25 protein-coding genes and 1 tRNA gene are annotated in these 26,223 nt (G+C 70.3%); 19 read left to right on the top strand and 7 right to left on the bottom strand.

Annotated features, from left to right (window positions below; genetic code table 11):
- Positions 1-80 precede the first annotated feature (80 nt).
- From HD594_RS00995 to HD594_RS00945, 11 genes are all read left to right on the top strand, one after another.
- On the top strand, positions 81-1,112 hold the full coding sequence (locus HD594_RS00995) for a MauE/DoxX family redox-associated membrane protein (protein ID WP_184749162.1): 1,032 nt from the start codon (positions 81-83) through the stop codon (positions 1,110-1,112).
- Positions 1,109-1,765: an arsenate reductase/protein-tyrosine-phosphatase family protein gene (locus tag HD594_RS00990; protein ID WP_184749161.1), complete on the top strand. Its 657-nt coding sequence runs from the start codon at positions 1,109-1,111 to the stop codon at positions 1,763-1,765. The genes HD594_RS00995 and HD594_RS00990 overlap by 4 nt, the downstream gene beginning before the upstream one ends.
- A complete protein-coding gene (locus tag HD594_RS00985; RefSeq protein WP_184749160.1) occupies positions 1,762-2,943 on the top strand; it encodes a glycosyltransferase in 1,182 nt (393 codons plus the stop codon). Before HD594_RS00990 ends, HD594_RS00985 begins: the two co-directional genes overlap by 4 nt.
- Positions 2,943-3,671: a hypothetical protein gene (locus tag HD594_RS00980; protein WP_184749159.1), complete on the top strand. Its 729-nt coding sequence runs from the start codon at positions 2,943-2,945 to the stop codon at positions 3,669-3,671. Before HD594_RS00985 ends, HD594_RS00980 begins: the two co-directional genes overlap by 1 nt.
- Entirely contained in the window at positions 3,668-4,672 is a 1,005-nt protein-coding gene (locus tag HD594_RS00975) for a glycosyltransferase family 2 protein (RefSeq protein WP_184749158.1), read from the top strand. The genes HD594_RS00980 and HD594_RS00975 overlap by 4 nt, the downstream gene beginning before the upstream one ends.
- Positions 4,673-4,807: 135 nt before the next feature.
- On the top strand, positions 4,808-7,333 hold the full coding sequence (locus tag HD594_RS00970) for an ATP-dependent Clp protease ATP-binding subunit (protein WP_184749157.1): 2,526 nt from the start codon (positions 4,808-4,810) through the stop codon (positions 7,331-7,333).
- Between the two features lie 105 nt (positions 7,334-7,438).
- The gene (locus HD594_RS00965; protein ID WP_184749156.1) at positions 7,439-8,455 is read left to right on the top strand and encodes a MauE/DoxX family redox-associated membrane protein; all 1,017 of its coding nucleotides are present in this window, start codon (positions 7,439-7,441) and stop codon (positions 8,453-8,455) included.
- A 136-nt stretch (positions 8,456-8,591) separates the two neighbouring features.
- Positions 8,592-9,560: a hypothetical protein gene (locus HD594_RS00960; protein ID WP_184749155.1), complete on the top strand. Its 969-nt coding sequence runs from the start codon at positions 8,592-8,594 to the stop codon at positions 9,558-9,560.
- Between the two features lie 70 nt (positions 9,561-9,630).
- Positions 9,631-10,134, top strand: a complete 504-nt coding sequence (locus tag HD594_RS00955; RefSeq protein WP_184749154.1) for an amino-acid N-acetyltransferase — start codon at positions 9,631-9,633, stop codon at positions 10,132-10,134.
- A 67-nt stretch (positions 10,135-10,201) separates the two neighbouring features.
- Positions 10,202-10,903: a hypothetical protein gene (locus tag HD594_RS00950; protein WP_184749153.1), complete on the top strand. Its 702-nt coding sequence runs from the start codon at positions 10,202-10,204 to the stop codon at positions 10,901-10,903.
- A gap of 233 nt (positions 10,904-11,136) precedes the next feature.
- Positions 11,137-11,541: a dehydrogenase gene (locus tag HD594_RS00945; RefSeq protein WP_184749152.1), complete on the top strand. Its 405-nt coding sequence runs from the start codon at positions 11,137-11,139 to the stop codon at positions 11,539-11,541.
- 55 nt (positions 11,542-11,596) lie between these two features.
- Here the strand turns inward: HD594_RS00945 and radA are convergent, their stop codons facing one another.
- The 6 genes from radA to HD594_RS00915 all read right to left on the bottom strand — a co-directional run bounded on the left by radA (position 11,597) and on the right by HD594_RS00915 (position 18,665).
- Entirely contained in the window at positions 11,597-12,979 is a 1,383-nt protein-coding gene (radA, locus tag HD594_RS00940) for a DNA repair protein RadA (protein WP_184749151.1), read from the bottom strand.
- A gap of 53 nt (positions 12,980-13,032) precedes the next feature.
- Positions 13,033-13,983, bottom strand: coding sequence for an L-lactate dehydrogenase (locus HD594_RS00935; RefSeq protein WP_184749150.1), 951 nt, complete (start codon positions 13,981-13,983; stop codon positions 13,033-13,035).
- A gap of 58 nt (positions 13,984-14,041) precedes the next feature.
- The gene (locus HD594_RS00930) at positions 14,042-15,418 is read right to left on the bottom strand and encodes an MFS transporter (RefSeq protein ID WP_184749149.1); all 1,377 of its coding nucleotides are present in this window, start codon (positions 15,416-15,418) and stop codon (positions 14,042-14,044) included.
- Positions 15,419-15,483: 65 nt separating this feature from the next.
- The gene (locus HD594_RS00925; protein ID WP_184749148.1) at positions 15,484-16,143 is read right to left on the bottom strand and encodes a response regulator; all 660 of its coding nucleotides are present in this window, start codon (positions 16,141-16,143) and stop codon (positions 15,484-15,486) included.
- Positions 16,140-17,765: a sensor histidine kinase gene (locus HD594_RS00920; RefSeq protein WP_184749147.1), complete on the bottom strand. Its 1,626-nt coding sequence runs from the start codon at positions 17,763-17,765 to the stop codon at positions 16,140-16,142. Before HD594_RS00920 ends, HD594_RS00925 begins: the two co-directional genes overlap by 4 nt.
- Positions 17,766-17,846: 81 nt before the next feature.
- Complete coding sequence (locus HD594_RS00915) at positions 17,847-18,665, bottom strand: universal stress protein (RefSeq protein WP_184749146.1); 819 nt, start codon at positions 18,663-18,665, stop codon at positions 17,847-17,849.
- 180 nt (positions 18,666-18,845) lie between these two features.
- On the opposite strand from HD594_RS00915, the gene HD594_RS00910 reads away from it, so the two are divergent.
- The 8 genes from HD594_RS00910 (at position 18,846) to HD594_RS00875 (ending at position 23,656) form a co-directional block, all read left to right on the top strand.
- On the top strand, positions 18,846-19,592 hold the full coding sequence (locus HD594_RS00910) for an SDR family NAD(P)-dependent oxidoreductase (protein WP_184749145.1): 747 nt from the start codon (positions 18,846-18,848) through the stop codon (positions 19,590-19,592).
- Between the two features lies 1 nt (position 19,593).
- Complete coding sequence (locus tag HD594_RS00905) at positions 19,594-20,088, top strand: pyridoxamine 5'-phosphate oxidase family protein (protein ID WP_184749144.1); 495 nt, start codon at positions 19,594-19,596, stop codon at positions 20,086-20,088.
- Between the two features lie 54 nt (positions 20,089-20,142).
- Positions 20,143-20,233 (top strand) — tRNA-Ser (locus HD594_RS00900).
- A gap of 205 nt (positions 20,234-20,438) precedes the next feature.
- A complete protein-coding gene (locus HD594_RS00895; RefSeq protein WP_184749143.1) occupies positions 20,439-20,684 on the top strand; it encodes a ribbon-helix-helix domain-containing protein in 246 nt (81 codons plus the stop codon).
- Positions 20,678-21,025 (top strand): type II toxin-antitoxin system PemK/MazF family toxin, encoded by a 348-nt coding sequence (locus tag HD594_RS00890; protein WP_271171237.1) that lies wholly within the window; start codon positions 20,678-20,680, stop codon positions 21,023-21,025. Before HD594_RS00895 ends, HD594_RS00890 begins: the two co-directional genes overlap by 7 nt.
- A 352-nt stretch (positions 21,026-21,377) precedes the next feature.
- Positions 21,378-22,553, top strand: a complete 1,176-nt coding sequence (locus HD594_RS00885) for a thiolase family protein (protein ID WP_184749142.1) — start codon at positions 21,378-21,380, stop codon at positions 22,551-22,553.
- A 148-nt stretch (positions 22,554-22,701) separates the two neighbouring features.
- Positions 22,702-22,971 (top strand): hypothetical protein, encoded by a 270-nt coding sequence (locus HD594_RS00880; protein ID WP_184749141.1) that lies wholly within the window; start codon positions 22,702-22,704, stop codon positions 22,969-22,971.
- 64 nt (positions 22,972-23,035) lie between these two features.
- Complete coding sequence (locus tag HD594_RS00875; RefSeq protein ID WP_184749140.1) at positions 23,036-23,656, top strand: hypothetical protein; 621 nt, start codon at positions 23,036-23,038, stop codon at positions 23,654-23,656.
- Positions 23,657-23,660: 4 nt separating this feature from the next.
- On the opposite strand, the gene HD594_RS00870 is transcribed toward HD594_RS00875, so the two are convergent.
- The gene (locus HD594_RS00870) at positions 23,661-26,222 is read right to left on the bottom strand and encodes an ABC transporter permease (protein ID WP_184749139.1); all 2,562 of its coding nucleotides are present in this window, start codon (positions 26,220-26,222) and stop codon (positions 23,661-23,663) included.
- Position 26,223: the final 1 nt, after the last annotated feature.

Below are 26,223 nucleotides of genomic sequence, written 5' to 3'. Positions count from 1 at the left end.
CTCATCGATATGGTTCCCTCATCTTCGCGGGTCGGGACCGGGGAGCGCGAATGCCCTGCACGTACACCTAGGATCGGGGCATGCCCGGTCCGCTCTCCATCGCGCTGCCGCTGGTGCTCGCCGCGGTGCTGATCGCGAGCGCGATCGCGAAGCTGCGGCACCCCGACGACGTCGCGGGGTGGGCGGAGCTGGGCGTCCCGGCGGTGTTCCAACGGGCGTTCCTGGTGCGACTGCACCCCTGGGGCGAGCTCGTGCTGGCTGCGGCGCTCGTGCTGCTCGGCGGCGTGCTCGGCGCGTTCGCCGCGCTCGCGGCGGCGGCGCTGATGGCCGCGTATCTGTGGCTGATCGTCCGCGCCTACCGTCGCGCCGGCGACGCGTCGTGCGCCTGCTTCGGGGAGCGATCGACCGTGACGCTCGCCACCGTCGTGCGCAATGCGTGGCTGCTGCTGATCGCGGCCGCATCCGTCGCCGTCATCTGGTCGAACCCGATCTTCGGCGGTGCCGTCACGGCGCTGGGCGGCGAAGACTGGCTGTGGCTCATCGCGGTCGCCGTGGCCGCCGCGACGGCGATCCTCGTCGTGTGGTCGGATGCCGCCGGCCGCACCGAGACCCCCATCGCGGCGCCCGAGCCGGCGCGCGCGGGGGGCGAGGACGACCTCGAGTACATCCGCATCCGCACGCCCGCGGTGCCGGTGACACTCGCCGACGGCACTGTCGAGAACCTGCGGACACTGGCGTCGCGCAAGCCCATCTTGGTGCTCGCCGTCTCCCCGGTGTGCGGCTCGTGCACGCCGGTGATCGAGAAGGCCTCCGACTGGCGCCCCATCCTCCCCGAGGTCGACATCCGGATGCTGTCGGAGCTTCCCCCGGGAAACCACGCCGCCACCGACCACAGCGAGCCCCAGTCGCTGCACGATGAAGGCGGGTACCTGCGGCAGTCGATCGGCGACTGGGGCACCCCGACCGCTCTGCTTCTGGGCGCGGACGGACTCCTCGCCGGTGGACCGGTCACCGGTTTCACCGCGATCGAGGAGTTCATCGGCGACGTCTACGAGAACCTTCACGGCTCGCGGCCCGTCATGCCCGCCGCGGTCGACTCCGACGTCCGATGATGCCGGCGTTCTCGATCCTGACGGTGTGCCGGGGGAACATCCACCGGTCGCCGCTGGCGGCCTGCCTGCTCGAGACGTGGGCCGGCTGGTATCTGCCGGCTGCGGTGTCGGAGTCGGTGAGTGTGCGCAGCGCCGGGCTCACCGCGCCTGTCGGCGAGCCCATGGGGCGTCGCGTGCAGAAGGTCGTGCGCGCGCTCGGCGCGGACGGCTCGCATCATCGCGCGACCCAGATCACCGAGGACCTGATCGCCTCGTCGGACCTCATCCTCGTCGCGAGCCGGTCCCAGCAGCAGCAGGTGCTCTCGTACGTTCCGGCCGCGCTCCGGCGGACGTTCACGCTCCGGGAGGCCGGACGCATCGCCGCGACGCTGCCGGTGCCGTCGCCCCCGCACGCCCCGTCCGATCTGGTCGCGATGGTGTCGGCCATGGCCGATCATCGCACCGCACCGATGAATCCGGCGGACGACGACGTCCTCGACCCGCAGGGGGAGGGCGACGACGCGTATCAGCAGATGGTGCGCGAAGAAGTGCCCGCCGTGGTCGCTCTCGCGCGCACGCTGCTCCGGATGCCCCGCGGTGATGTCGAGGCGTACCTGGCAGCCGCCGAGGATCCGGCGTCACTGCTGACGGACGGCGAGGCGGACCCGCAGTGACGGACTCCGCGGCACCGCGCGTGCTCCACCTCGATCACACGTCGGCGGCAGGCGGCGCCGAGTACGCGCTGATGCGAATGCTGCGGGGGCCGGTGCCCTGGCGTCCGGCGCTGCTGGTGCCGCCGAGCGGCCGTGGCGGCGTCTACGCCCCGCTCGGCGGGCGGGTGCCGATTCGCACCGGCGGCGTCGCGCAGCCGGCCGGCGTGAGCGGCGGCGGGCTGGGAGCGGTGGCGCGAGCCGCCGTGCGGCTGATGCTGCAGGCCGCCGCGACACGGCTCGACCCGGCGTTCCGCTCCGCCGACGTCGTCGACGCGAACACCGCGCGAGCGGCGGCCTACGGGGCGCTCGCCGCGCGCACGTCCCGCCGCCCGTTCGTGCTCCACCTTCGCGACATGGTCGAGGCCGAGGCTCTGGGCGGTTCGGGGCTGCTCATGATGACGCGCATCGCGCTTCCCCGTGCCGACGGCGTCGTGGCGAACTCGCGCGCGACGCTCGAGTCGGCTCGTCCGTGGCTGCGACCGGATGCCGTGACCGCCGTCATCCCGAGCGCGGCCGGCCTGCATCCGGTCCTGCCCGGTGCCTCGCGCGCCGCGCGCGGGGAGGCGGGTCCGCTGCGCATCGGCATCCTGGCGCGCATCGACCCGTGGAAGGGGCAGGCGCTGCTGCTGGAGGCCTTCGCCCGGGCCTTCGGGGACGGCGATGCCGTGCTCGAGTTCGCCGGCGCGCCCCAGTTCGGCACGGAACCGCACCTGGAGGAGCTGCGGACGCGTGCGGCCGAACTCGGTCTCGGCGACCGTGTGCGATTCCTCGGGCACGTCGACGATCTCGATGCGGTGCTCGCGCGCTGGGACATCGCCGTGCAGTGTTCGACGCGGCCCGAACCTCTGGGGCAGAACGTGCTCCAGTACCTCGCGGCCGGGTGCGCGACGATCGTCGCCGATGAAGGCGGGCCCGCGGAGTGGATCGATGACGGCGTCAATGGGCTCGTGGTCCCTGCGCGCGACGCACCCGCGCTGGCGGCGGCGCTGGAGCGGCTCGCGGGGGACGGGGCGCTGCGCGCCGCGCTCGCCACCGCGGCGCCGTCCACCACCGGCCTGCTCGACGACGACGCGGTGGCAACCGCCCATGGCGCGTTCTACGCTGAGGTCGTGACGTCGCGGACGACGAGGGGGTCCTGATGCGGGCACGTGTGATCTGGGGTGCCGTGGTCGCCGCATCCGTCGCTGCCGTCCTCACCGGCTGCGGCGCGCCCAGCGGGTCGCCCGAGACGCCGACCGCGTCGGAGGAGCCCGACGCCGGGTCCGACGTCGCCGCCGCGTGGCTCGACGACGGTCGCGGGATCGGGGTGGTGACCTACGGCAGTTCGTCGTGCGAGCCGAGCCTCGTCGCCGCCGACCTGCACATCGGCAGTCTGACCGTCGACCTGGCCGACCCCGAAGACGCGGTGTGCACGGCGGACTACGCGCCGCGCGCGACCTACGTTCCGGCGCCGGAGGGCGTCGACCCATCGGCCGACCTGCTCGTGGTCGTCGAGGGGGACTACTCGGGCGAGGTCACGCTCGAGAGCGATGCCCGCCTCAGCGGGATGCCCGGAGACCCGACCGACTACGCCCCGAGCGCCGGATGGGCGGGAAGGGGCATGCTCGTCATCCTCACGTGGGGGTCCTCGGGCTGCCCGCCCGTGGTCGAGAGCGCCGCGGCGACCGGTGAGAGCGAGGTGACGGTCACGTTCGAGACGCCGCCCGACGACCAGGTGTGCACGATGGACATGGCCCCGCGCACGACGATCGCGACGGTCGACGGACCCGAGAACCCGACGGGCGCTACGCTCGTGCTCATCGGCGAGCGATCGGACGTCGTCGAGCTCCCGATCGCCGGGACCCTGGGCAAGGAGGACGGCCGATGACAGCATCCGTGTCCGTCGCCATGCCCGTCTACAACGGCGAGCGGTTCCTGCGGGCCCAGCTCGAGTCGATCGTCGATCAGACCGTCCGCCCCGGCGAGATCGTCATCGCCGATGACGGTTCGACGGACGGGACCGTCGAGCTCGTGCGCGACTTCGCCCGGTCGAGCCCCGTGCCCGTGATCCTGCTCGGGGGCGACCACGTCGGGCTCAACAGGAACCTGGCACGCGCGCTGGAGGGGTGCACGGGCGAGGCGATCGCGCTGTGCGATCAGGACGATCTCTGGGACCCGCGCAAGCTCGAGGCCGCGGCCTCGGCGTTCGAGGACCCCGGAACGGCGATGTGGTTCTCCGACGCGGCGCTCATCGATCAGGAGGGCGAACCCACGGGCCGGCGGCTGTGGTCGATCGGGCGCGTCGACGACGAGACGGTGCGGTCCCTGCAGGGGACAACCCAGGGCGTTCGCCGGCTGATCCACGGCGGCATCTGGGGGTCGACGATGGTCATCCGGCGGAGCCTCCTCGAACTGGTGCTGCCGTTCCCCGCCGAGCTCGACCCGCCCGACCATCTCGTCCTCCACGACGCGTGGATCACGGTGCTGGCGTATGCCCACGGTGACTTCGTCGCCGACCCGCGGCCACTCACCCTCTATCGCACGCATGCCGGGCAGACGACCAGAGCCCTCCGGGACGCCAAGAAGGGGACGGAGCCTCAGGGACGCAGCGCCTCCGCGGCGAAGCAGCTCACGCAGGACGTCGGCCGATCGTCTCTGGTGATCGGTCGCCTGCAGCAGCACGAGTCCGCGTGGGCTCCGCATCGGCGGGACGACGTCCGCGAGCTTGCACGCTGGAACGCCCATCTGAAGGTCCGCAGCAGCCCGCGCGGACCGCGGCGGACCTGGGACGTCCTCGCCCAGGCCGCCTCGGGCAACTACCGTCGCTACGGCCGCGGCATGCGGACGGCCCTCGCCGACGTCGTCGGCGCGCGCGGCAGCGCCGGCTGACGGCGTCCTCGCGCCCCCGGCATCCGATCGCCCGTATGCCCCTGGCGAACACGGGCATTTCGGTCTCGCCCCGTCGTTACCCTTCTTGTAAAGCGCCTGCAGTGGGCTCGTGGCCCCGAGCCGGAGGGAAGACCGATGTTCGAGAGATTCACCGACCGTGCCCGTCGGGTTGTCGTCCTCGCCCAAGAAGAGGCGAAGATGCTCAACCACAACTACATCGGCACCGAGCACATCCTGCTCGGCCTCATCCACGAGGGCGAGGGCGTCGCCGCCAAGGCCCTCGAGTCCCTCGGCATCTCGCTGGACGCCGTCCGCGAGCAGGTGCAGGACATCATCGGCCAGGGTCAGCAGCAGCCGACCGGCCACATCCCCTTCACGCCGCGCGCGAAGAAGGTGCTCGAGCTGTCCCTCCGCGAGGCGCTGCAGCTCGGCCACAACTACATCGGCACCGAGCACATCCTGCTCGGCCTCATCCGCGAGGGCGAGGGCGTCGCCGCCCAGGTGCTCGTCAAGCTCGGCGCCGACCTGAACAAGGTGCGCCAGCAGGTCATCCAGCTGCTCTCGGGCTACCAGGGCAAGGAGCCCGCCGCCGTCTCGGGTGCAGCTCAAGAGGCCCCCTCGGGCGCGCAGGGCGGATCGCAGGTGCTCGACCAGTTCGGCCGCAACCTCACGCAGGCCGCGCGCGACAACAAGCTCGACCCGGTGATCGGGCGCGAGAAGGAGATCGAGCGCGTCATGCAGATCCTGTCGCGCCGCTCCAAGAACAACCCCGTCCTCATCGGCGAGCCCGGCGTCGGCAAGACCGCCGTCGTCGAGGGCCTCGCACAGGCGATCGTGAAGGGCGACGTCCCCGAGACGCTCAAGGACAAGCAGCTCTACTCGCTCGACCTCGGCTCGCTCATCGCCGGATCCCGCTACCGCGGCGACTTCGAGGAGCGCCTGAAGAAGGTCACCAAGGAGATCCGCACGCGCGGCGACATCATCGTCTTCATCGACGAGATCCACACCCTCGTGGGCGCCGGCGCCGCCGAGGGCGCGATCGACGCCGCCTCGATCCTCAAGCCCCTGCTCGCCCGCGGCGAGCTGCAGACGATCGGCGCCACGACGCTCGACGAGTACCGCAAGCACTTCGAGAAGGATGCCGCGCTCGAGCGCCGCTTCCAGCCGATCCAGGTCGCCGAGCCCTCGCTGCCGCACGCGATCAACATCCTGAAGGGTCTGCGCGACCGCTACGAGGCGCACCACAAGGTGCAGATCACCGACGGCGCGATCGTCGCGGCGGCGAACCTCGCCGACCGCTACATCTCGGACCGCTACCTGCCCGACAAGGCCATCGACCTGATCGACGAGGCAGGCGCCCGCCTGCGGCTGTCGATCCTGTCGAGCCCGCCGGAGCTGCGCGAGTTCGACGAGAAGATCGCCAAGGTCCGCGAGGACAAGGAGAAGGCGTCCGAGGACCAGGACTTCGAGAAGGCCGCGTCGCTGCGCGACGAGGAGAAGTCGCTGCTCGCCGAGCGGCTGCGCCTCGAGAAGCAGTGGCGCTCGGGCGACGTCGCTTCGCACGCCGTCGTCGACGAGGGCCTGATCGCCGAGGTGCTCGCCCAGGCGACCGGCATCCCGGTGTTCAAGCTCACCGAAGAGGAGTCCAGCCGCCTGGTCTTCATGGAGAAGGCGCTGCACCAGCGCGTCATCGGCCAGGAAGAGGCGATCTCGGCCCTGTCGAAGACGATCCGCCGCCAGCGCGCGGGTCTGAAGGACCCCAAGCGCCCCTCGGGTTCGTTCATCTTCGCCGGTCCCACCGGCGTCGGAAAGACCGAGCTCGCCAAGGCGCTCGCGGAGTTCCTGTTCGACGACGAGGGCGCGCTCATCTCGCTCGACATGTCGGAGTTCGGTGAGAAGCACACCGTCTCACGTCTGTTCGGCGCCCCTCCCGGGTTCGTCGGATTCGAAGAGGGCGGCCAGCTCACCGAGAAGGTGCGCCGCAAGCCGTTCTCGGTCGTGCTGTTCGACGAGATCGAGAAGGCGCACCCCGACATCTTCAACTCGCTGCTGCAGATCCTCGAAGAGGGTCGTCTGACCGACGGTCAGGGCCGCGTCGTCGACTTCAAGAACACGGTCATCATCATGACCACCAACCTGGGCGCCCGCGACATCGCCGGCGGCCCGGTCGGGTTCCAGGTCGAGGGTGACACCGCGACGTCGTACGACCGGATGAAGGGCAAGGTCAACGAGGAGCTCAAGCGCCACTTCAAGCCCGAGTTCCTCAACCGCGTCGACGACATCATCGTCTTCCCGCAGCTGAACAAGGACGAGCTGATCCAGATCGTCGATCTGTTCACGAAGCGCCTGTCGGAGCGACTGCTCGACCGCGACATGACCATCGAGCTGTCGATGGCCGCCAAGGAGCGCCTCATCGAGATCGGGTTCGACCCGGCCCTCGGCGCCCGCCCCCTGCGCCGCGCGATGCAGCACGAGGTCGAGGACCGGCTCAGCGAGCAGATCCTCCACGGCGAGCTCGACTCGGGCGACCACGTGAAGGTGGACGCCGTCGACGGCGAGTTCACGTTCGAGAGCGGTCCGCGCGGCGAGAAGGTCGCGGTCGGCGTCGTCGGCGGCGGCGAGATCACCGCGAGCCCCGACCTGGTCATCGGCTCGGACTGACCTGATCCACGAACGACGGGGCGGATGCTGCGGCATCCGCCCCGTCGTCGTTCCGGGCGGGACTGCGCAACCGTCGCCGGTCGCAGCGCCGGGTACTCTCGGACCATGCCCGATGGACTCCTCATTACGTTTCCGCTGATCCTCGCCGGCGTCCTCGTCGCAAGCGGAGTCGCGAAGCTGCGCACCCCGGACGAGCTCAGCGAATGGGCGACCCTCGGCGTCCCGGCCGCGTTCCGGCGAGCATGGCTTCTGCGACTGCATCCGTGGGGTGAGCTCGCACTCGGCATCGCCGTCGCGCTGCTCGGCGGCTGGCTCGGCATGCTGGCGTCGCTCGCGGCGCTCGCGCTGATGCTCACCTACACGGTGCTCGTCGCACGTGCCGCCTCGCGTTCGGAGGACGCGTCCTGCGCCTGCTTCGGCGCTCAGAAGCGCATCACCCGGACGACCGTCGTGCGGAACGTCTGGCTCACCCTCCTCGCTCTCGCGTCCACGGCTGTCATCGGGGCGACGCCGCTGCTGGGCGGCGCGGTCGCCATGGGCATCACAGACTGGGCATTCTTGGTCGGCATCGCCACCGCGGCGGTCACGGTGGCGCTGATCATGTGGCCCGACCAGACCGCTCACGAGGCTCCGGCATCCCCCGCGGCGACGCAGCCGGCCGATGACGACATCGATGGCAGCCTCGACTACGTCCGCACGCGCACTCCGGCCGTCCCGGTGACGCTCGCAGACGGAACGACCTCGAACCTCCGGCTGATCGCATCGCACCGGCCGCTGCTGCTGCTCGCCGTGTCCACCACGTGCTCATCGTGCCGGCCGGTGATCGAGAAGGTCGAGGTATACCGCGAGCTCATGCCGGAACTCGACGTGCGGTTCCTGCTGAGCTCTGCGCCCGAGGACAGCGCTCTCGTCGAGCTCGACGAGCCTCAGTCGCTGCACGACCCGCACGGCTACGTCCGCGGCTCGATCGATGACTGGGCGACACCGACCGCGGTGCTGTTCGGCGCAGATGGTCTCCTCGCCGGAGGGCCGGTGACCGGGGCGGAGGAGATCGACGTCTTCTTCGACGACGTCTACGAGAGCCTGCACGGGAAGCGTCCCGCACGGCAGACGACTTATTGACATCTCGCGCAATCGTCGATGATACTCATCGTATCTGTCGCGTCCGACGTGACCCGAGCGCCGGGTGGACAAGGTGTCGGACGACGCTCATCGCATTGCAGCGCACCACGACTCGAGCATCTGGGGAGCCTAGGTCATGACCAGTCCTGACACGAACGAGACCACGAACGAGAAGATCGCCGGCCTCACCCGCCGTAGCGTGGTCAAGGGCGCAGCCTGGGCGGCGCCGGTCGTCGCGTACGCCGCGGTGGTGCCGCAGGCATCGGCGTCACTGCCTCCGTGCGTCGGCTCGGTAAACGCGACGGGAGGCAGCTATCCGGTGAACGTCGGCGTCGCCGGGTGCACGGTCGCCAACACGCACTGGGACTTCCAGTTCAAGATCACCGCGGCGGCCGAGGCGAGCTGCGATTGCGACGCCGTCCTGGTCACCTTCTACGACAATCCGGACCGGTCGCAGCTGTGGCTCAACCAATCCACCGACCAGCCTCAGCGCTACGTGCGGAAGACCCTCGCGCTCGGTGCGACGGGCACGTTCCCCGAAGAGGGCGACAACGTGTACAACGTGTCGAACGACGCCTTCGTCGGAACGATCGTGGCACCGGGGCTGACGCAGGACGCGCTGCACTGTCTCATCAACCCCAGCGGCTCTGGCGCGCCGCCGTCGGGCGGCAGCTGCGACGACACGGACGGCCCGATGGCGACCTACCTGGTGCAGTGCATCCAGGACGGCACGCCTGTCGACTTCCCCGACGGGCAGGGTGAGGGCTCGATCAACATCTGCGTCCCGCAGCTCACCGCGACGATGTGCGACCTGCCGGGTGCGGGGAACTTCCGCATGCACATCACCGTCTCCAACGCGTGCGGACTGCCGACCTCGAACTTCGTGGTGACGAACATCCAGCAGAACAACGACACGAACTTCCCGAACGAGGGGTTCTCGGTCTGGTCGGGCAACCAGGTGGTCGGAGCCGGTGTGGACATCGACTTCAACACCGGATCGGGTCAGGACCAGTTCTGGATCTCCTTCACGCCCGACGGCGGAACGAACATCGTCCGGAATCGGATCGAGTTCAGCGGGTTCCCGGGAACCATCGGGGCCTGCTGAGCGAGAGCGCTCGGGGCACGCGTAGCTCACGGTGCGCGTGTCCGGGAACCGCCGGGCCTAGGCTGGACGGGTGGCACACTTCGGGGTACGCGCGGCGCGGGCGGACGACGTCCAGAGCATCCAGCGGATGCTCGATCCGTACGTGCAGCGGCGGATCCTGCTGGGGAAGGACCTCGTGGTCCTGTACGAGGCCGTGCAGCAGTTCGTCGTCGCCGAGGACGAGCACGGCCGGCTGATCGGATGCGGCGCCCTGCACTGCATGTGGGAGGACCTGGGCGAGATCCGCACGCTCATCGTCGCCGACGAGTGGCTGCGCCACGGTGTCGGGCGTGCCATCGTCGAGGCGCTCGAGACGAACGCCCGCACGCTCGGCCTGACGCGCCTGTTCTGCCTGACCTTCGAGGTCGACTTCTTCACGCGCCGCGGGTTCGCGCCGATCGGCGAGCAGGTGGTCGACCCCGACGTGTATTCGCAGCTCATCCGCAGCCCCGACGAGGGCGTCGCCGAGTTCCTCGACCTGGCGCACGTGAAGCCGAACACCCTCGGCAACACGCGGATGCTGAAGCGCCTCTGACGCTCGGGGCGCTGCGCATCGGGCGCGCCGAACGTGCCGTTGACGCGCCCGCGCGTACCGTGGAGGTATGAGCGGCGAAGCGACGAGGCGCAGACGGCATTCTCCTGCCGTCTACCGGCGCCGTCGCCTCACGGTGCTGATCGTCATCGTGGCGATCGCGGCCGGGATCTGGCTGCTCATCGCCCAGCCGTGGAAGAGCGCGGCGTCGGATGCCGCGGCGGCGCCGGTGCCCGCCGCGGCGGATCAGACCGCGACGGCGCTGCCGGTGCCCTCCAGCTCCACGCCGAGCCCGTCGGCGACGCCGACCGTCGCGGCCACGACCGCGCCCGCGACCCCGTCTCCCGAGTCGACGCCGGTCGCGCAGCCGTGCATCGAGCGGGACCTCACGATCGAGGCTGTCTCCGACAAGGCGTCGTACGCCGCGGACGAGAACCCGCAGTTCTCCATCAGCCTGACCAACGACGGCGACGTCGACTGCACGCTCAACGTCGGCACGACCACGCAGGTGTTCACGGTGACGAGCGGCTCCGACACGTGGTGGCGGTCGACGGACTGCCAGACCGAGCCGAGCGACATGGTCGTGACGCTGGCGGCCGGCCAGACGGTGCAGAGCGCGTCCCCGCTCGAGTGGGATCGCACGCGATCGGCGGTCGGCACGTGCGACAGCGACAGCCGCCCGCGCGCGGCGGGGAACGGCGCGACGTACTGGCTGGACGTCGAGATCGGGGGCTTCCCCGCGATCGAGGCGATCTCGTTCATGCTCTACTGATGAGATTGCTGAGTATCGTCCGATAGCGGGTCCAATCCACCCCGCCGGGCGTATTCTGAGACCAGCTCCCGCCGCGGTGGTCAGGTGCCGTCCCCAGCGGCATCGCTCGTCCCCAGCGAGCGCGTCTTCAACCGCCGGTGAGCATGGGCCCTCTCGTCTCATCCGTCTGATCCTGATGACACGGGAGGGCCTTCTCTTTTCGTGCCGTCGCCGCCCCCGACTACCCTGGAACGATGGCCGGCAAGAAGCGCGCGAAGAAGGAATCGATGGAATTCCGCAACACCCAGCTCGCCGACGCCCTGCAGACCCAGGACATGGCGGCGGTCGCCTTCGCGCTGCGGCACGGGCCCACGGTCGTGCCGCTCATGCGCCCGGGACAGCGCGACAACCCGCTCGACGTCGGCGAGGTGTGGACCTACCGCGACCCGAACACGGGGCAGGTCGCCCTGCTGCTGTTCAGCGACGCCAAGCACAAGCCCGAGACGCTCCCGCCCGGGGTGGCGCTGCAGTCGCCCGAGTGGCTGAAGTCGTTCCTGAGCACCTATGAGGAGCAGATCACGACGGTCTTCTTCGACATCGCCGGGCCGCACCCGCTTCAGGCGGCTCCCGCAGACCTGATCGCCGCGCTCGAGGTCTGAGCCGGCACAGCGCCGCAGACGCGGATCATCGGCGCGCGCCCGCGGGGCGTTCCCGTCAGAACTCGGGGACGTCGCCCGGAGCGGTCGATTCGCGGCCGGGGCGCCGGCGGTGGAGGGCGAGTTCGTCCATCGCGCCCTGCAGCGTGCGTGCCGAGGCGTCGACCACCGTGCGATAGCCGAGCCGCGTGGCTTCGGACCGTCGCTGCGCCGCCTGCGTGACGGGTCGCACCTCACCGGCGAGCGTCAGTTCCCCGATCGCGGCGACGCCCGGCGCGAGCGCGTGGCCCCGGAGCGAATTGGCGACCGCGACGGCGATGGCGAGGTCGGCGGCCGGCTCGACGAGGCGCACGCCGCCCACCGTCGAAACGTAGACGTCGTGCTTGGACAGCGGGAGCTTGAGCCGCTTCTCGACGACCGCGAGCACCATCGCGACGCGTGCGCTGTCGACGCCGCTGACGATGCGGCGCGGGTTTGGCGCCGGGGTCTCGATCGTCAGCGCCTGCACCTCGACGGGGAGGGCACGGCGGCCCTCGAGTGCGATCGTGACGCACGTGCCCGACACCGGGTCGCCGTGGCCGAGGAACAGGGCCGACGGGTCGGGGACCTCGGCGATGCCGTCGCCGGCCATGTCGAAGCATCCGACCTCGTCCGTGGGACCGAAGCGGTTCTTCAGCGCCCGCACGAACCGCAGCGACGTCTGGCGATCGCCCTCGAAATGGCACACGACGTCGACGAGGTGCTCGAGGATGCGGGGACCGGCGATCGTGCCGTCCTTCGTGACATGGCCGACGATGATGGTCGGCAGGTCGCGGTCCTTGGCCACCCGGATGAGCGTCGAGGCGACCTCGCGGACCTGCGAGGGGTGCCCGGCCGCACCCTCGGACAGCGCGGAGGACACGGTCTGGACCGAGTCGACGATCAGCAGATCGGGCTTGACCTCGTCGATGTGTCCGAGGATCGTGGCGAGGTCGGTCTCGCTGGCCAGATACAGCTCGTCGTGGAGGGCGCCGGTGCGCTCGGCGCGCAGGCGCACCTGCGCCGCGGACTCCTCGGCGCTCGCGTACAGCACGCGACGGCCCGACCGCGCGGTCTGCGCCGCGACCTCGAGCAGCAGCGTCGACTTGCCGACCCCCGGCTCGCCCGACAGCAGGATCGCGGCCCCGGGGACGAGCCCGCCGCCCAGCACCCGGTCGAACTCGGCGACGCCGGTGTTCCGCCGCGGCACCTCGGTCGTGTCGATGCGCGTGATCGGGCGTGCCGCCCGCGCCGCGCTGGGGGCGACCGCCGACACGGACTTGACGATGCCGGTCTGCTCGGCCGCCTCGACGACGGTGCCCCATTGCTGGCACTCGCCGCACCGCCCGACCCACCGGACGGTGGTCCACCCGCACTCCGTGCAGCGGAACGGCGCAGAGGTGGCGGAGCGCTTCGAGGGCATGCTCTCAGCGTAGGCGCGGCATCCGACACCGCCGCGGCGGCCCGCCGCCGACGTCAGCGCAGCGAGCCGGCGACCTCGCGCAGCGCGTCGGCCGACCGGCGCAGCAGCCCCATCTCGCTCGGCGAGAACGTCGTCTCGTAGATCGGGTGCGCGCCCTTCGCGTTGACGATCGAGGGCACCGACAAGGCGACGTTGCTGATGCCGTGGAAGTCGTGCAGCACCGGCGAGACCGGCAGCACCGCGTTCTGGTCGCCGAGGATCGCCTCGACGATGCGCGCGCTCGACAGGCCGATCGCGTAGTTGGTCGCACCCTTGCCCTGGATGACCTTGTAGGCGGCGTCGCGCACGTCGATCGCGATCTGGTCGAGCTCCTCCACCGTCATCTTGTCGCCGGCGGGCGTGACCCAGTCGAGGATCGGCACCGTGCCGATGGTGGCGTGCGACCACAGCGGGAATTCGGTGTCGCCGTGCTCGCCGACGATGTATGCGTGCACGCTCGACGGCGAGACCCCGGCGCGCTGCCCGAGCTTCCAGCGCAGGCGCGACGTGTCGAGCACGGTCCCCGACGCGAACAGGCGCTCGGGCGGCAGGCCGGTGGCCTCCTGCGAGAGCACCGTCAGCACGTCGCACGGGTTCGTGACGATGACGTAGATGGCGTCGGGGGCGACCTCGAGCAGCTGCGGCATCATCTTCTTCATGATCCCGGCGTTGACGCCCGCGAGCTCGATGCGCGTCTGGCCGGGGTTCTGCTTGGCGCCGGCGGTGATGACCACCACGTGGGACCCCTCGACGCACGAGATGTCGGCGCCGCCGATGATGTCGCTCGAGCCGGTGAACTGCGTGCCGTGGGCGAGGTCGAGAACCTCGGCCTCGGCCTTCGACGCGTTGATGTCGTAGAGGGCGACATGGCGTGCCGACCCTCGGATGAGGGAGGCGTACGCGACGCTCGCGCCGACGCTGCCGGCGCCGACGACGGTGAGCTTGGAGTTCTCGATGACAGCCATGCGCTCAGTCTTGCAGGGTGCGATGCCCCGGTGCCAGATGGACGATGCGGGGACCGGGTCAGCTCTCTTCGGCGACGGGCTCGCGGGCGGGATTGCGGATGCCGAGGAAGGCGACGATGCCGCCCACGAGCAGCAGGGCCGCCATCACGATGGCGGCACGGTGCAGTCCGTCGAGGTCGAGCGCCCCGCCGGTGATCGTGGCCAGCAGCGCGATGCCGAGCAGACCTCCGACGCGCGAGATGGCATTGTTCGTCGCCGAGGCGATGCCGGCGCGCTCGGGCTCGATCGCGCCCAGGATCGTCGCGGTCAGCGGCGACACGGTCAGGCCCAGCCCGGTGCCGAAGACGGTCAGCGCCGGCAGCACCTGCCACCAGTAGTTGAAATCCGCCGACACGAGCAGCAGCATCGCGGTGCCGATCGCCATCACGACCGGACCGAGGGTCATGAACAGCCGCGGTCCGTACCGGCCGGCCCAGGTCCCGGCGAAGGGGCTGAGCACCGTCAGCATGATGATCCACGGCAGGATGCCCACGCCGGCGAACGTCGCCGAGAAGTCGGCCTGCTGCTGGAGGTAGATGATGATGACGAGGTCGACGAGGTAGATGCCGGCGTAGATGAAGACCGTCGCGACGTTTCCGGTCCAGAAGTTGCGCACCCGGAAGAGGCCGAGCGGCAGGATCGGGGCTGTCGTGACGGCCTGCCGCCAGAGGAAGGCGCCGAACAGCAGGATGCCGCCGATGAGCGTGATCCAGATGACGGGTGTCCAGCCCAGCTGCGGCTGCTCGATGAGCGCGTACACCGTGCCGCCGAGGCCCAGCGTGCACAGCACGGCGCCGAGCCAGTCGATGCGCGCATCCGGCCTGCGCACGTCGTGCTGCTCGAGGCGCGTGGTCAGCCACAGCGTCACCCCGATCGGCACGATGTTGATCACGAACACCCACCGCCACGAAACGAGGTCGACGAAGAGTCCGCCGAGGATCGGCCCGATGATGAAGGCGACGGTGGTCCACGCGGTCCAGATCCCGATGGCGCGTCCCTGCAGCGCCCCTCGCATCGCCGATGTGATGAGTGCGAGGGAGCTCGGGACGAGCAGGGCCCCCGACGCCCCCTGCAGTGCGCGGGCGCCGAACAGCACGATCGCGTCCGGCGAGAGGGCGATCACGATCGACGTGATGCCGAATCCGATGAGTCCGACGCGCAGGATCAGGATGCGTCCGAACGCGTCGCTCACCGAACCGGCGAGAAGGATGAGCGCGGCCAGGGTGATGTAGTACGCGTCGACGACCCACTGCTGCGTCGCGATCCCGCCGCCGAACTCGTCGCGGATCGCAGGAAGCGCGACGTTGACGACCGTGCCGTCGAGGAACGCGATGAACGACGCGATGATCGCGATGACGAGCACGAGGCGCTGCTGCGCCGTCATCGTCTCAGCCATGGCGCCAAACTACTCCCGCGCGGTGGCGCGCGGCAGGGGACGAGCGGATGCCGTCCCCAGAGGTCTCAGTGCCCCGGGCCGTGCCGGTGTTCGGCGCCGTAGACGGCGGCCTGCGTGCGGCGCTCCATGCCGAGCTTCGCGAGCAGCCCCGACACGTAGTTCTTGACGGTCTTCTCGGCCAGTCCCAGGCGCTCGCCGATCTCGCGGTTGGTCATTCCCTCGGCGATGAGGTCGAGCACCTGGCGCTCGCGGTACGACAGCTCGGCCTCGGTGTCGTCGATGCGATCGCCGGGCGCCGGCGTCGCCGGCTTCGCGAGCGACTGCGCCGCGGCCCGCAGCGACTTCGACGACTGCACCGTGCGGCCGTCGGCGGCGGCGCGGATCGCGTCGACGAGGGCACCCGAGCGCACGTCCTTCAGCACGTACCCGCTCGCGCCGGCCAGGGCCGCCGACCGCAGCGCCGCGTCGTCGTCGTACGCGGTGAGGATGAGGCAGCGGATGTGGGGATGCTGCGAGCGGATGTCGCGGCACAGGTCGATGCCGTCGCCGTCGGGAAGACGCACGTCGAGCACGGCGACGTCGGGGGCGATCGCCTCGATGCGGCGCAGCGCCTCGCTGACGGATCCGGCTTCGCCGGCGACTTCGAGGCCGGGCGAGGCGTCGATCAGCTGGGCGATGCCTCGGCGGACGATCTCGTGATCGTCGACCAGGAACACGCGGGTCATGGGGTGTCCTCCTCGTCGGGGAGCGGAACGGTCCAGGTGACGGTGGTGCCGGCATCCGCCGTCGATTCGATCAGGCACTCGCCGCCGCGCAGCCGCGCGCGCTCGGCGAGGTTCGCAAGGCCCCGTCGGCCGGCGTCCGCGGGGATGCCGCGTCCGTCGTCGCGGACGGTGAGCGTCACCCGTTCGTCGGCGACGGCGAGCGAGGCGTCGACGACGCGGGCATCGGCGTGCTTGACGATGTTCGCCAGGCACTCCCGCAGCACGGCGGCGAGGTCGTCGGCGAGGTCGGCGGTCACGAGGCTGTCGATCGGCCCGCTGAACCGCAGGCGCGGTGCCGAGGGGAGCGACGCGAGGGTCTCGGAGGTGACCGACAGCAGGCGGTCGCGCGTGCCGCGCGACGAGCCGGGCGAGTGGCTGAGCGCGTAGATGATCGTGCGGATCTCTTTGATCGCGTCGTCGAGCGCGTCGACCTGCTCCGTGAGGGCGGCGGCCGCCGGTTCGGCGGAGGTCATGGCGACCGCCTGGAGCGCCAGTCCGGCGCCGAACAGCCGCTGGATGACGTGGTCGTGCAGGTCGCGGGCGATGCGCGTGCGGTCCTGCGTGCGCTCGGCGCGACGCCGCTCCTCACGGGCGCGCACGACCTCGATGGCGACGCCCGCCTGGCCGGCGAACACGAACGCCATCTCGAGTTCGGCGTCCGAGAAGGGCGGGCACCCGGGTTCGCGCGAGATCGTGAGCACACCCAGGGGCTCGTCGCCGGCGAGGAGCGGCACCGCCACCGACGGGCCGACCGGGGGCTGCTCGGCGAAGAGCGCGCCGGCCGGCTGCTCGGGGGTGCTGACGGCCCGCCCGCTCGAGAGGGCGCGGTCGGCCGGTGTGCCGGCCCGGGCGAAGATGCGGCCGCGCAGGCGCACGGCATCCGCCCCTTGCGACGCGATGATCTTCATCTCGGCGTCGCCGCACGGGATCGACACGGCGGCGACGTCGGCTGCCACCACCGGCACGACGCGCTCGACGATCACGTCCAGCGCGTCGTCGCTGTCGACGTCCAGCAGCGCGCCCATGACGTCGGCGATCGCCTCGCTCCACTGCTGCCGGGCGCGGGCCTCTTCGTACAGGCGAGCGTTCTCGATCGCGACGCCGGCGGTCGCGGCGAGAGACACCATCAGGGCTTCGTCGTCGGCCGTGAAGGCGCCGGCGCGGGCATCGGCCAGGTAGAGGTCGCCGTACACCGAGTCGCGCACGCGGATCGGCACGCCGAGGAACGACTCCATCGGCGGATGATGCGCGGGGAACCCGGACGAGCGCGGGTCCTCGGAGAGGTGGGGGAGGCGCACCGGGCGGTCTGCGGCGATCACGGCGCCGAGGATGCCGCGGCCGCGAGGCAGGTCGCCGATGCGCTCCGCCGTGGCGGGGTCGATGCCCCGGTGGATGAACCGCTCGAGCCGGCCGTCCGGGCCGAGCACGCCGAGGGCGCCGTAGTGGGCGTCGACGAGGGACATCGCCGCTTCGACGATGCGCCCGAGCACCTCTTCGAGGTCGAGGTGCTCGACGACGGCCGTGCTCGCGCGCAGCAGGTCGTCGATGCGCCGATGCGGCAGGGTCTCGCCCGCGGTGTCCATGGGAACGCCTCTTCCGTCTGCCGCGATTCTAGCCAGCAGACGGGAACGGCCGGATGCCGCGCGCTGGTGCGCGGCATCCGGTCAGTCGTTGGGCACGATGGCGACCGGGCAGCCGATCTGGCCGAGGATGTCCTGCGCGACCGAGCCGAAGAAGCCACCGGCCATCACGCCGCGGCGGTGCGTTCCGATCACGGCGATGGAGGCGTCTGTCGACCGGTGCAGCAGCGCCGCCGGCGGGTTGTCGTTGACGAGGGCCTCTTCGATCGTGACCGTCGGGTAGGCCTCCTGCACGCGGTGCATCGCCTCGCGGAGGATCCGGCGGTGGTTCTCCTTCACCTGGAGCGGCGAGGCGAGCAGGGCGCTGGAGCCTTCGAGCCGGGGCACCGGCATCGACCACGCGTGCACCATCCGCAGCGTGGTGTGAGTCGACTGCGCTTCGGCGGCGGCGAACATGAGCGCCTCGTCCGAGGACGGATCGTCGTCGACGCCGACGACGACCGGTCCGTCGACGAGCGACCACCCCTCGGGGATGAGGGCGACCGGTCCGTGTGCGCGGGCGCTCAGGCGCTGCGGCATCCAGCCCTTCAGCGCGTTGCGCAGCGGGCGCTGCTGGTGCAGGCCGATGACGAGCAGGTCGGAGGTGCGGGCATCCTTCAGCAGGGCGTTCGGCATCGTGCCGTCGATGCGGTGCGACTCCACGTGCACGCCCGGTGCCAGGTCGAGCAGCAGGCGCTCGGCCCGCGCCAGCTCGCGCTCGGTGTTCTCGTAGTTCGAGGTGACCATGTTCGTCACGGTGATGAGGTCGACGCGTGCGTTCTCTCGGGCCGCCCGCACCGCGACCCAGTCGAGCGCCGTGCGGGCGCCGGGGCTGCCGTCGTAGCCGAGGGCGATGTGGGTCATGGCTCCTCCTCCTGGGTCCTGGGGGTGTGATTCGACGGTACGGATGCCGCGTGCGCGCGCGGGAGAGTCGAAGGTCCCGCACTCGCGGATGCCGCGGGTCGCGGCATCCGCTCGGGACCTTGTGCTCTAGCGCCGGGGCTTCGATCGGCGTGGAATCGAGACAGTGAGAAAGGACTCACCATGAGCAGCAAGCGCTTCGCAGGCCGCACGGTCATCGTCACCGGCGGAGGCTCGGGGATCGGGAAGGCCACGGTCGAGCGGATCGTCGCCGAAGGCGGCCGCGTCGTCGCGGTCGATATCTCGCAGGAGCGGCTTGACGAGCTCGCCGCAGAGCTAGGCGGCGCTGTCGTGACGGTCACGGGGGACCTCACCGACAGCGCCGTCGTCACCGCCACGGTCGACGCCGCGGGCGACACGATCGACGGGCTGGCGAACGTCGCCGGCATCATGGACGGCTTCGTGCCGACCGCCGAGCTCCAGGACGACATGTGGGAGCGGGTCATGGCTGTGAACCTCACGGCGATGATGAAGCTCACCCGGGCCGTGCTCGCGCCCATGCTCGCCGCCGGCTCCGGGTCGATCGTGAACGTGAGCTCCGAGGCGGGGCATCGGGCGTCGGCAGCCGGCACGGCGTACACGACGTCGAAGCATGCGGTGAACGGATTCACCAAGAGCACGGCGTTCTTCTACACGCCGAAGGGGATCCGGTGCAACGCGGTCTCACCGGGCGGCGTCGCGACGAACGTCGACTCGACGCCGCAGACGGCGTACGGCATGGAGCGGCTCGGACCCTTCTTCCAGACGAACCTTCCGCGAACGGCGCAACCCGAGGAACTCGCCGCGGTGATCGCGTTCCTGTTGAGCGACGACGCCTCTGACGTGTCCGGAGCGATCATTCCCGTGGACGGCGGGTGGGCGGCGGTGTGACATGAACGTGGCGGCTGCCGGTCCTGCCCGGGAGATGCACGAACTCCCCGCGCACAGCAGTCAGCCGTTGCGCGAGGATCAGTGCTGGGCGCTGCTGGGGAACCGGCCGATCGGCCGGCTCGCGGTGATCGGAGCCGATGGCGGTCCGGACATCTTCCCGGTCAACACACTCGTCCACGACGGGAAGATCTACTTCCGGTCGGGCGGCGGCGCGAAGATGCGCGAAGTGGCCGCCGACGATCGTGTCGCGTTCGAGATGGACGGCGCAGAGCCTCCGTGGCGCTGGAGCGTCGTCATCCGCGGCACCGCTCGCCGGCTCGACAGGGACGACGAGATCGAGGCATCCGGGGTCCTCGGTCTCGCCACCCTGTCGCCGTCGCCGAAGAACGACTTCTGCGTCGTGACGCCGGTCCAGGTGTCGGGGCGCCGGTTCCGCACCGACTTCCCCGAGCCGGCCGAGCGCTCCGAGGTCTACGGCCGCGGCAGCGACTTGTAGCGGCGCATCCGCCCCGATTTCGCGCTCAGCACCGTCTGTCGTAAACTGGACGACGGTGACGTGTCCGAGCGGCCGAAGGTGCAACTCTCGAAAAGTTGTGTAGGGTAACCCCCTACCGTGGGTTCAAATCCCACCGTCACCGCCAGAAAAACCCCCGTTTATCGGGGGTTTTTCCATTTCCAGAAGCGCTCGTGGCAACAGTGGTGGCCGGATTGGTCCGAAGCGGTTGTCCTTCGTCGTGAGTCTTCGCTGAAGACTGAGGTTCCATGAGTGATCGATCACGTGCCCAGGACTCGACGGGCGTGGAAGGCCCTACGCCGTCGATGGGTATGACGGGTTATACTGCTGGCATGAAGACGGCGATCTCCATCCCGGACGGTGACTTCGAGCGGTTCGAGCGGATCGCTGCGCGCCATGGGATGAACCGGTCCGAGTTCTACCGGCTCGCCGGGCGCCGTCTCGCGGATGAGCTCGAGGGTGAGGCTGAGCTGACGGCGATGGCGAACGCGGTCATCGCCCGTGTCGGGCAGCCCTCCGAGGACAGTCCGTTCCTCGCTGAGTCCGAGCGGACGGTGCTCGAGGGCTCGGAGTGGTGATCGCCCACGGCGACGTCGTCTGGGTCGACTTCGGCGTGCCCCGTGGCTCGGAGCCGGCCAAGCGTCGGCCCTCGGTGGTCATGCAGGAGGACTGGCTGCTGGCCTCCGACATCGCGACCGTCCTCGTCGTCCCGCTGACCTCGAACGTCGGGCTTGAGGCGTTTCCCGGGAACGTCCTCGTCCCGGTCGACGCGTCCGGGCTCGAGAAGGACTCCGTCGCGATCGTCTCGCAGGTCGGGGCCGTCAGTCGCGAGTTCCTCGACCCCTATCCGGTCGGGCATCTCCCGGGCTACCTTGTCACCAGGATCGCCGACGGCATCCGCCTCGTGATGGGCATCTGAACCACGCCGAAGCGTGAACAGACGTGTGACCAGGTTTCAAATCCCGCCGCCACCGCCAGAGAGAATCCTGATTATCAGGGTTGTCTATATTCTCAGAGGCGCTCGTGACAACAGTGGTGGCAACATTCGCGCGGAGTGGGGCACCCTCGGCAGTCCCGGTTGGCGACGGGTTGCGTCCCCGTCAGCTGCGAGCTGGGATGACGGCAGACGAGCCCGACCTCAGGCCCCACCGTGGTGGTAATCCTGGACCTGAACCCGAGATCATCGGTGATGGGCTGAACCGTCTGCGCACAGTGGGCGGAGACGCCACGTCGCAGGAGCCCGATGCCGCCGGTCGTTCGTGAGGAGAAATATGACTGCGACCTATGTCTATGACGCTGTCCGTACGCCGTTCGGTCGTGCCGGTGGTGCGCTGTCGGGGACACGTCCGGATGATCTTGCGGCGCTGGTGATGCGGGCGAGTGTGGAGCGTGCCGGGGTCGATCCCGCGCGCATCGACGACGTGATCTTCGGCGGGGCGATCCAGGCGGGTGAAGACAATCGAAATGTGGCGCGGTTCGGGGCGCTGCTGGCCGGCTTCCCGACGTCGGTCACCGGCGTGACGGTGAACCGACTGTGCGCGTCGTCTGTCGAAGCAGTGGTCCAGGGGTCTCGGGCGATCGAGACGGGGGATGCCGACATCGTCCTCGCGGGTGGGGCGGAGTCGATGAGCCGTGCCCCGTTCGTGGTGGAGAAGTCGCCGAAGCCGTGGCCGGCGGTAGGGAACCAGACGATGTGGAGCACGTCGATCGGCTGGCGGATGACGAACCGGGCCCTGCCGAAGCACTGGACGATCTCCAACGGCGAGTCGGCGGAGAAGATCGCGCGAGAGTGGGGGATCGACCGTGACGCGCAGGACGCGTTCGCGGTCCGGTCGCACCGCCTCGCAGCCGAGGCGTGGGCCGGTGGCGTCTACGACGAAGAGGTCGTGCAGGTGCCCGGTGCCGAGCTGTCGCGGGACGAAGGCATCCGCGACGACACGTCCGTGGAGAAGCTCGCCGGTCTGAGGGCGCTGTTCGCGGCGGATGGGAACGGGTCGGTGACGGCGGGGAACTCCTCGCCGATCAACGACGGCGCGACGGCGATCCTGCTGGGTGGTGAGGGCGTGATCGATACCGAGCCGTTGGCGCGGATCGCCGGCCGCGGTGCGCACGGTGTCGATCCGGACTACTTCCCGATCGCCCCGATCGAGGCGGCGAACAAGGCGCTGGCACGCGCCGGGCGGACATGGGCGGATGTCGATGTGGTCGAGTTGAACGAGGCGTTCGCGTCGCAGAGCATCGCCTGCATCCAGGGGTGGCCCGACCTCGACCCGGACAAGATCAACATCCACGGCGGAGCGCTCGCGATCGGGCATCCGCTGGGCGCCTCGGGCGGCCGCATCATCGGCCATGCGGCGCACGAGTTGAAGCGTCGCGGCGGCGGCGTGGCGGTCGCGGCGATCTGCATCGGCGTCGGACAGGGACTCGCCGTCGTGCTGGAACGGTAGAGCCGAACCAGTACGGAAGTCTCGGGATCGCCGACAGGGGTGCGAGGCTCATGTCCGCTGGGTGTGGCTCGACGCGTGATCGCGAGCGGAAGTCAAGCCCCCGCGCGATATTGCCCTCGTGGGGTCGGCGCTTGAGAGGATCGATGCCATGTCAAACGCCTCGGCTACACACACGAACTCCTCTGCCTGGATCGCCTTCTGGTTCGGCCTCGCGGGGCTCATCCTCATGCCCATACCGCTGTTCATCGGGCTGATCCTGGGCGGGGGGCTGTCGATCGTCGCGGCGGTGTTCGCGGTCATCGCCCTGCTCAAGGGTCTCGCCCGCAGCGGCAAGGGCATCGCGCCCGTCGTGTTCGCCGCGATCTTCATCCTGCTCACCTGGGGAGGCATCTCATTGGGCGGCGGAATCGTCTGGTGACCGCCTCCGGAGAGATGTCCCCGCACGCGCGGGCGACGGCGTGACCGGCGCATAGGCTGGCCGGATGCCGATGCCCCGCAGAACCCGACACCGACGAACGCTGCTCGCACTGGCGGTCTCGACGGCCGTGGCGCTGGCCTCGGCCGGGTGTGCAGCGGACGCGGGGGCGGGTGCGGATCCGAGCGTGATCCCCGACGACATCGCATCGCGCCTGGACGCGCTCGACGAGGCGGTGGCCGGCTGGCGGACCGCCGATGACGTGGCCATGGCGTGGAAGCACGCCGAGGCCGCTCGCAACCTCATCGTCGGGCCGGACGGGCCCTTCTACGGCGACGCGGACGGCGACGGAACGGTCGAAGGTGCGAGCGAAGCCGGCCTGCTGCCCGGGCTCGGCGGCGAAGCCGGTCGCGCCCAGCCGCCGGCGAACGCGTGCGTCGAACGCGACGTCCTCGGGGGCGACTGGGACGACCCGCAGGATCGCTGGGACGAGTTCTCGGCCACCCTCGCGGAGTGGGCGCCCGGCAACAACACGATGCCGCAGCTGGCCAGCCATCCGCAGCGCGTCGTCGGGTGGGCCACGCTGACGCTCGACGCGGAATCGCTGGATGCCGCCCGCGAGTACGCCGGTCACGCGCAGCTGCACGTGGATATCACGCGATCGGCATATATCTCCTGCGCAGACTGAACCGCTACCCGTCGGCGGCGACCGCCTGCAGGATGTCCATGCGCGACGCGCGCCACGCGGGCCAGATCGCCGCGATGATGCCGGCGGCCATCGCGAGCGCGGTGTAGAGCACCAGCCAGGCCCACGGCACCGCGGGCGTCGAGAACCCGAGATCCTGCAGTGTCACCACGAGCGCGGCGCCCAGACCGACGCCGAGCACCATGCCCGCGATCGCCCCGAACACCGCCATGATGACCGACTCGAGCGTCACCATGCGCCACACCTCGCGACGGCGCAGTCCGACGGCCCGCAGCAGGCCGATCTCGCGCGTGCGCTCGGTGACCGACAGCAGCAGCGTGTTGGCCACGCCGAGCACGGCGATCACGAGAGCCGCCGACAGAAGAGCCGTGATGATGCCGAGGATCAGGTCGATCACCGAGGAGATGAGGCTCGCGAACACCTCGGGCGGGAATGCGACGAGCGACGGATAGTCGGCCAGCACGTCGTTGCCCATATCGTCGATCACGGCGTCCCGAGCCTCGTCGGTGTCGATGTCGTCGGTGAAGACGATCGCGAGCTGGACGGGTTCGAGGTCGTCGGCGAGGAGGGTGCTCGTCTCCCAGTCGACGTAGAAGCCGGCGTCGCCGCCCGTGAGGTACTCGCCGGTCACGGCCAGCGTCACCGTGGCGGTGTCGGTCGTGACGGTCACGTCGTCGCCGACCTCGACGCCCAGATCGCTGATCTCGGGCCCGATGAACACGCCGTCGGCGAGTTCGCGCAGGTCGGGTTCCGAGGTGAAGCCCCCGACCCGGACCGCGGCCTCGGGGTCGACGACGCTGTAGGCGTACTCGTCGCCGTCGTACTCGAGCATCCCCGAGCCGACTTCCGAGACCAGGGCGACCTCGGGCAGGTCCTCGACCGCGGCGATCGCGTCCTCGGGCACGGTGTCCTGCGTGCTGAAGACGAACACGTCCGCGTTCGTGCTTCCCAGCTCCTCGTCGATGACCGTCTTGAGCGACTCGGCGAAGGTCGCGACGAGCGCGAGCAGCATGACCCCGATCATGAGCGCGGCCGCGGTGTTGGCGCTGCGGCGCGGCTCCTGCCGGATGTTGTTCGCGGCCAGCTTGCCGTCGACGCCGAACAGCCGCGTGAGGAGACCGCGCAGCGCGTACGCGAGCGGCACGAGAACCTGCGCTGCGAGCAGGGTCACGCCGAGCACGACGAGGCCGCCCCCGATGCCCACCAGGAGGTACGGCTGCTCCCACCCGGTCGTCAGGCCCAGGACGACGCCGACGAGTCCGAGGGCGACGACCAGGCCACCCGCGACGTTGCGCACCGTGAGCGGCTTGCGCGCCTGCGTCCCCGCTTCGCGCAGCGCTTCCATCGGCGACACCCGCGCGGCGGTCAGGGCAGGCGCCAGGGCCGACAGTGCGGTGACGGTGACCCCCAGCGCGTAGCTCCACACGACGGCCTGCCATGGCACTACGAGAGGTCCGAAGACATCCGTGCCGAGCATCGTGATGATCGACGTGACGATCCAGGCGAGACCCCAGCCGAGCAGGATCCCGAGCGTCGAGGCGACGACGGCGACGAGGATCGCCTCGAGCAGGATCATGCGCAGCACCTGCCGGCCGCTCATGCCGATCGCCCGCAGCAGGCCGAACTCCCGCGTGCGCTGCGTGACCACGATGCGGAACGTGTTGAGGATGATGTACGACCCGACGAACAGCGCGATGATCGCGAACACGATCGTCACGATGTCGACGTAGACGAGCGCGTCATTGAGCGTGGCGCCCTCTTCGGCGGCCTTCGCCTCGCCGGTGATCGCGCGCGTGTCCGCGGGGAGCAGCGCGCCGATGTCGTCGGCGAGCGCATCCAGGTCGACGCCCGGCTCGCCCACGACGCCGATCGTCTGGAACATGTCGGTGTCCGTGAGCCGCTGAGCGGACTCCAGGCTCACGTACGCGAGCGTCGCGCCCTGCAGGTTGTTCTCGTCGCCGAACCGCACGGTGCCGACGATCTCGAACTCCTCGGTCGCCGTCGACGTGGAGACCGCGATCATGTCGCCGAGTTCGTAGCCGAGGTTCTCGATCGCGTCGATGTCGAGCACGATCTCGTCGTCGTCCGTCGGCGCCTCGCCGTCGACGAGCGTCGCGCGGTCGATCTCGGGGTCGCCGTACCAGCTGAAGATCTGGGTCGGCGGGCCGCCGAGCAGCGCGGAGGGATCCGCGCGGTCCTGGTCCTTCTCGAGCAGACCGCTCGCGGGCACCTGCAAGCCTCCGGCGGCGAGTTGGACGCCTTCGACGGCGGCGACGGTGGCGACATCGTCGGCGGTGAAGATCGGCTCGGGCGCCGCGAAGTTCGTCTCGGACCCGGATGCCGCATCATCGGCGGCATCCGGGTCGGCTTCGACGACGATGTCGGCGCCGCCGTAGATCTCGCCGAACAGGGTTCCGAAGCCGCTCGACAGCGACGACGTCAGCGTCTGCGTCGCCGCGACGAGCATGACGCCCAGCGCCACCGAGATGGCCGTCAGGACCAGTCGCTGCGGGTTGTGCCTGATCGACCGGGAGGCGAGGCGGAACACC

Origin of the sequence: Microbacterium thalassium, from assembly GCF_014208045.1 — a bacterium.
Taxonomy (GTDB): Bacteria; Actinomycetota; Actinomycetes; order Actinomycetales; family Microbacteriaceae; genus Microbacterium; species Microbacterium thalassium.
Note: the sequence above shows the minus strand (reverse complement) of the source record. Positions and strands in the feature narration are given on the sequence as shown.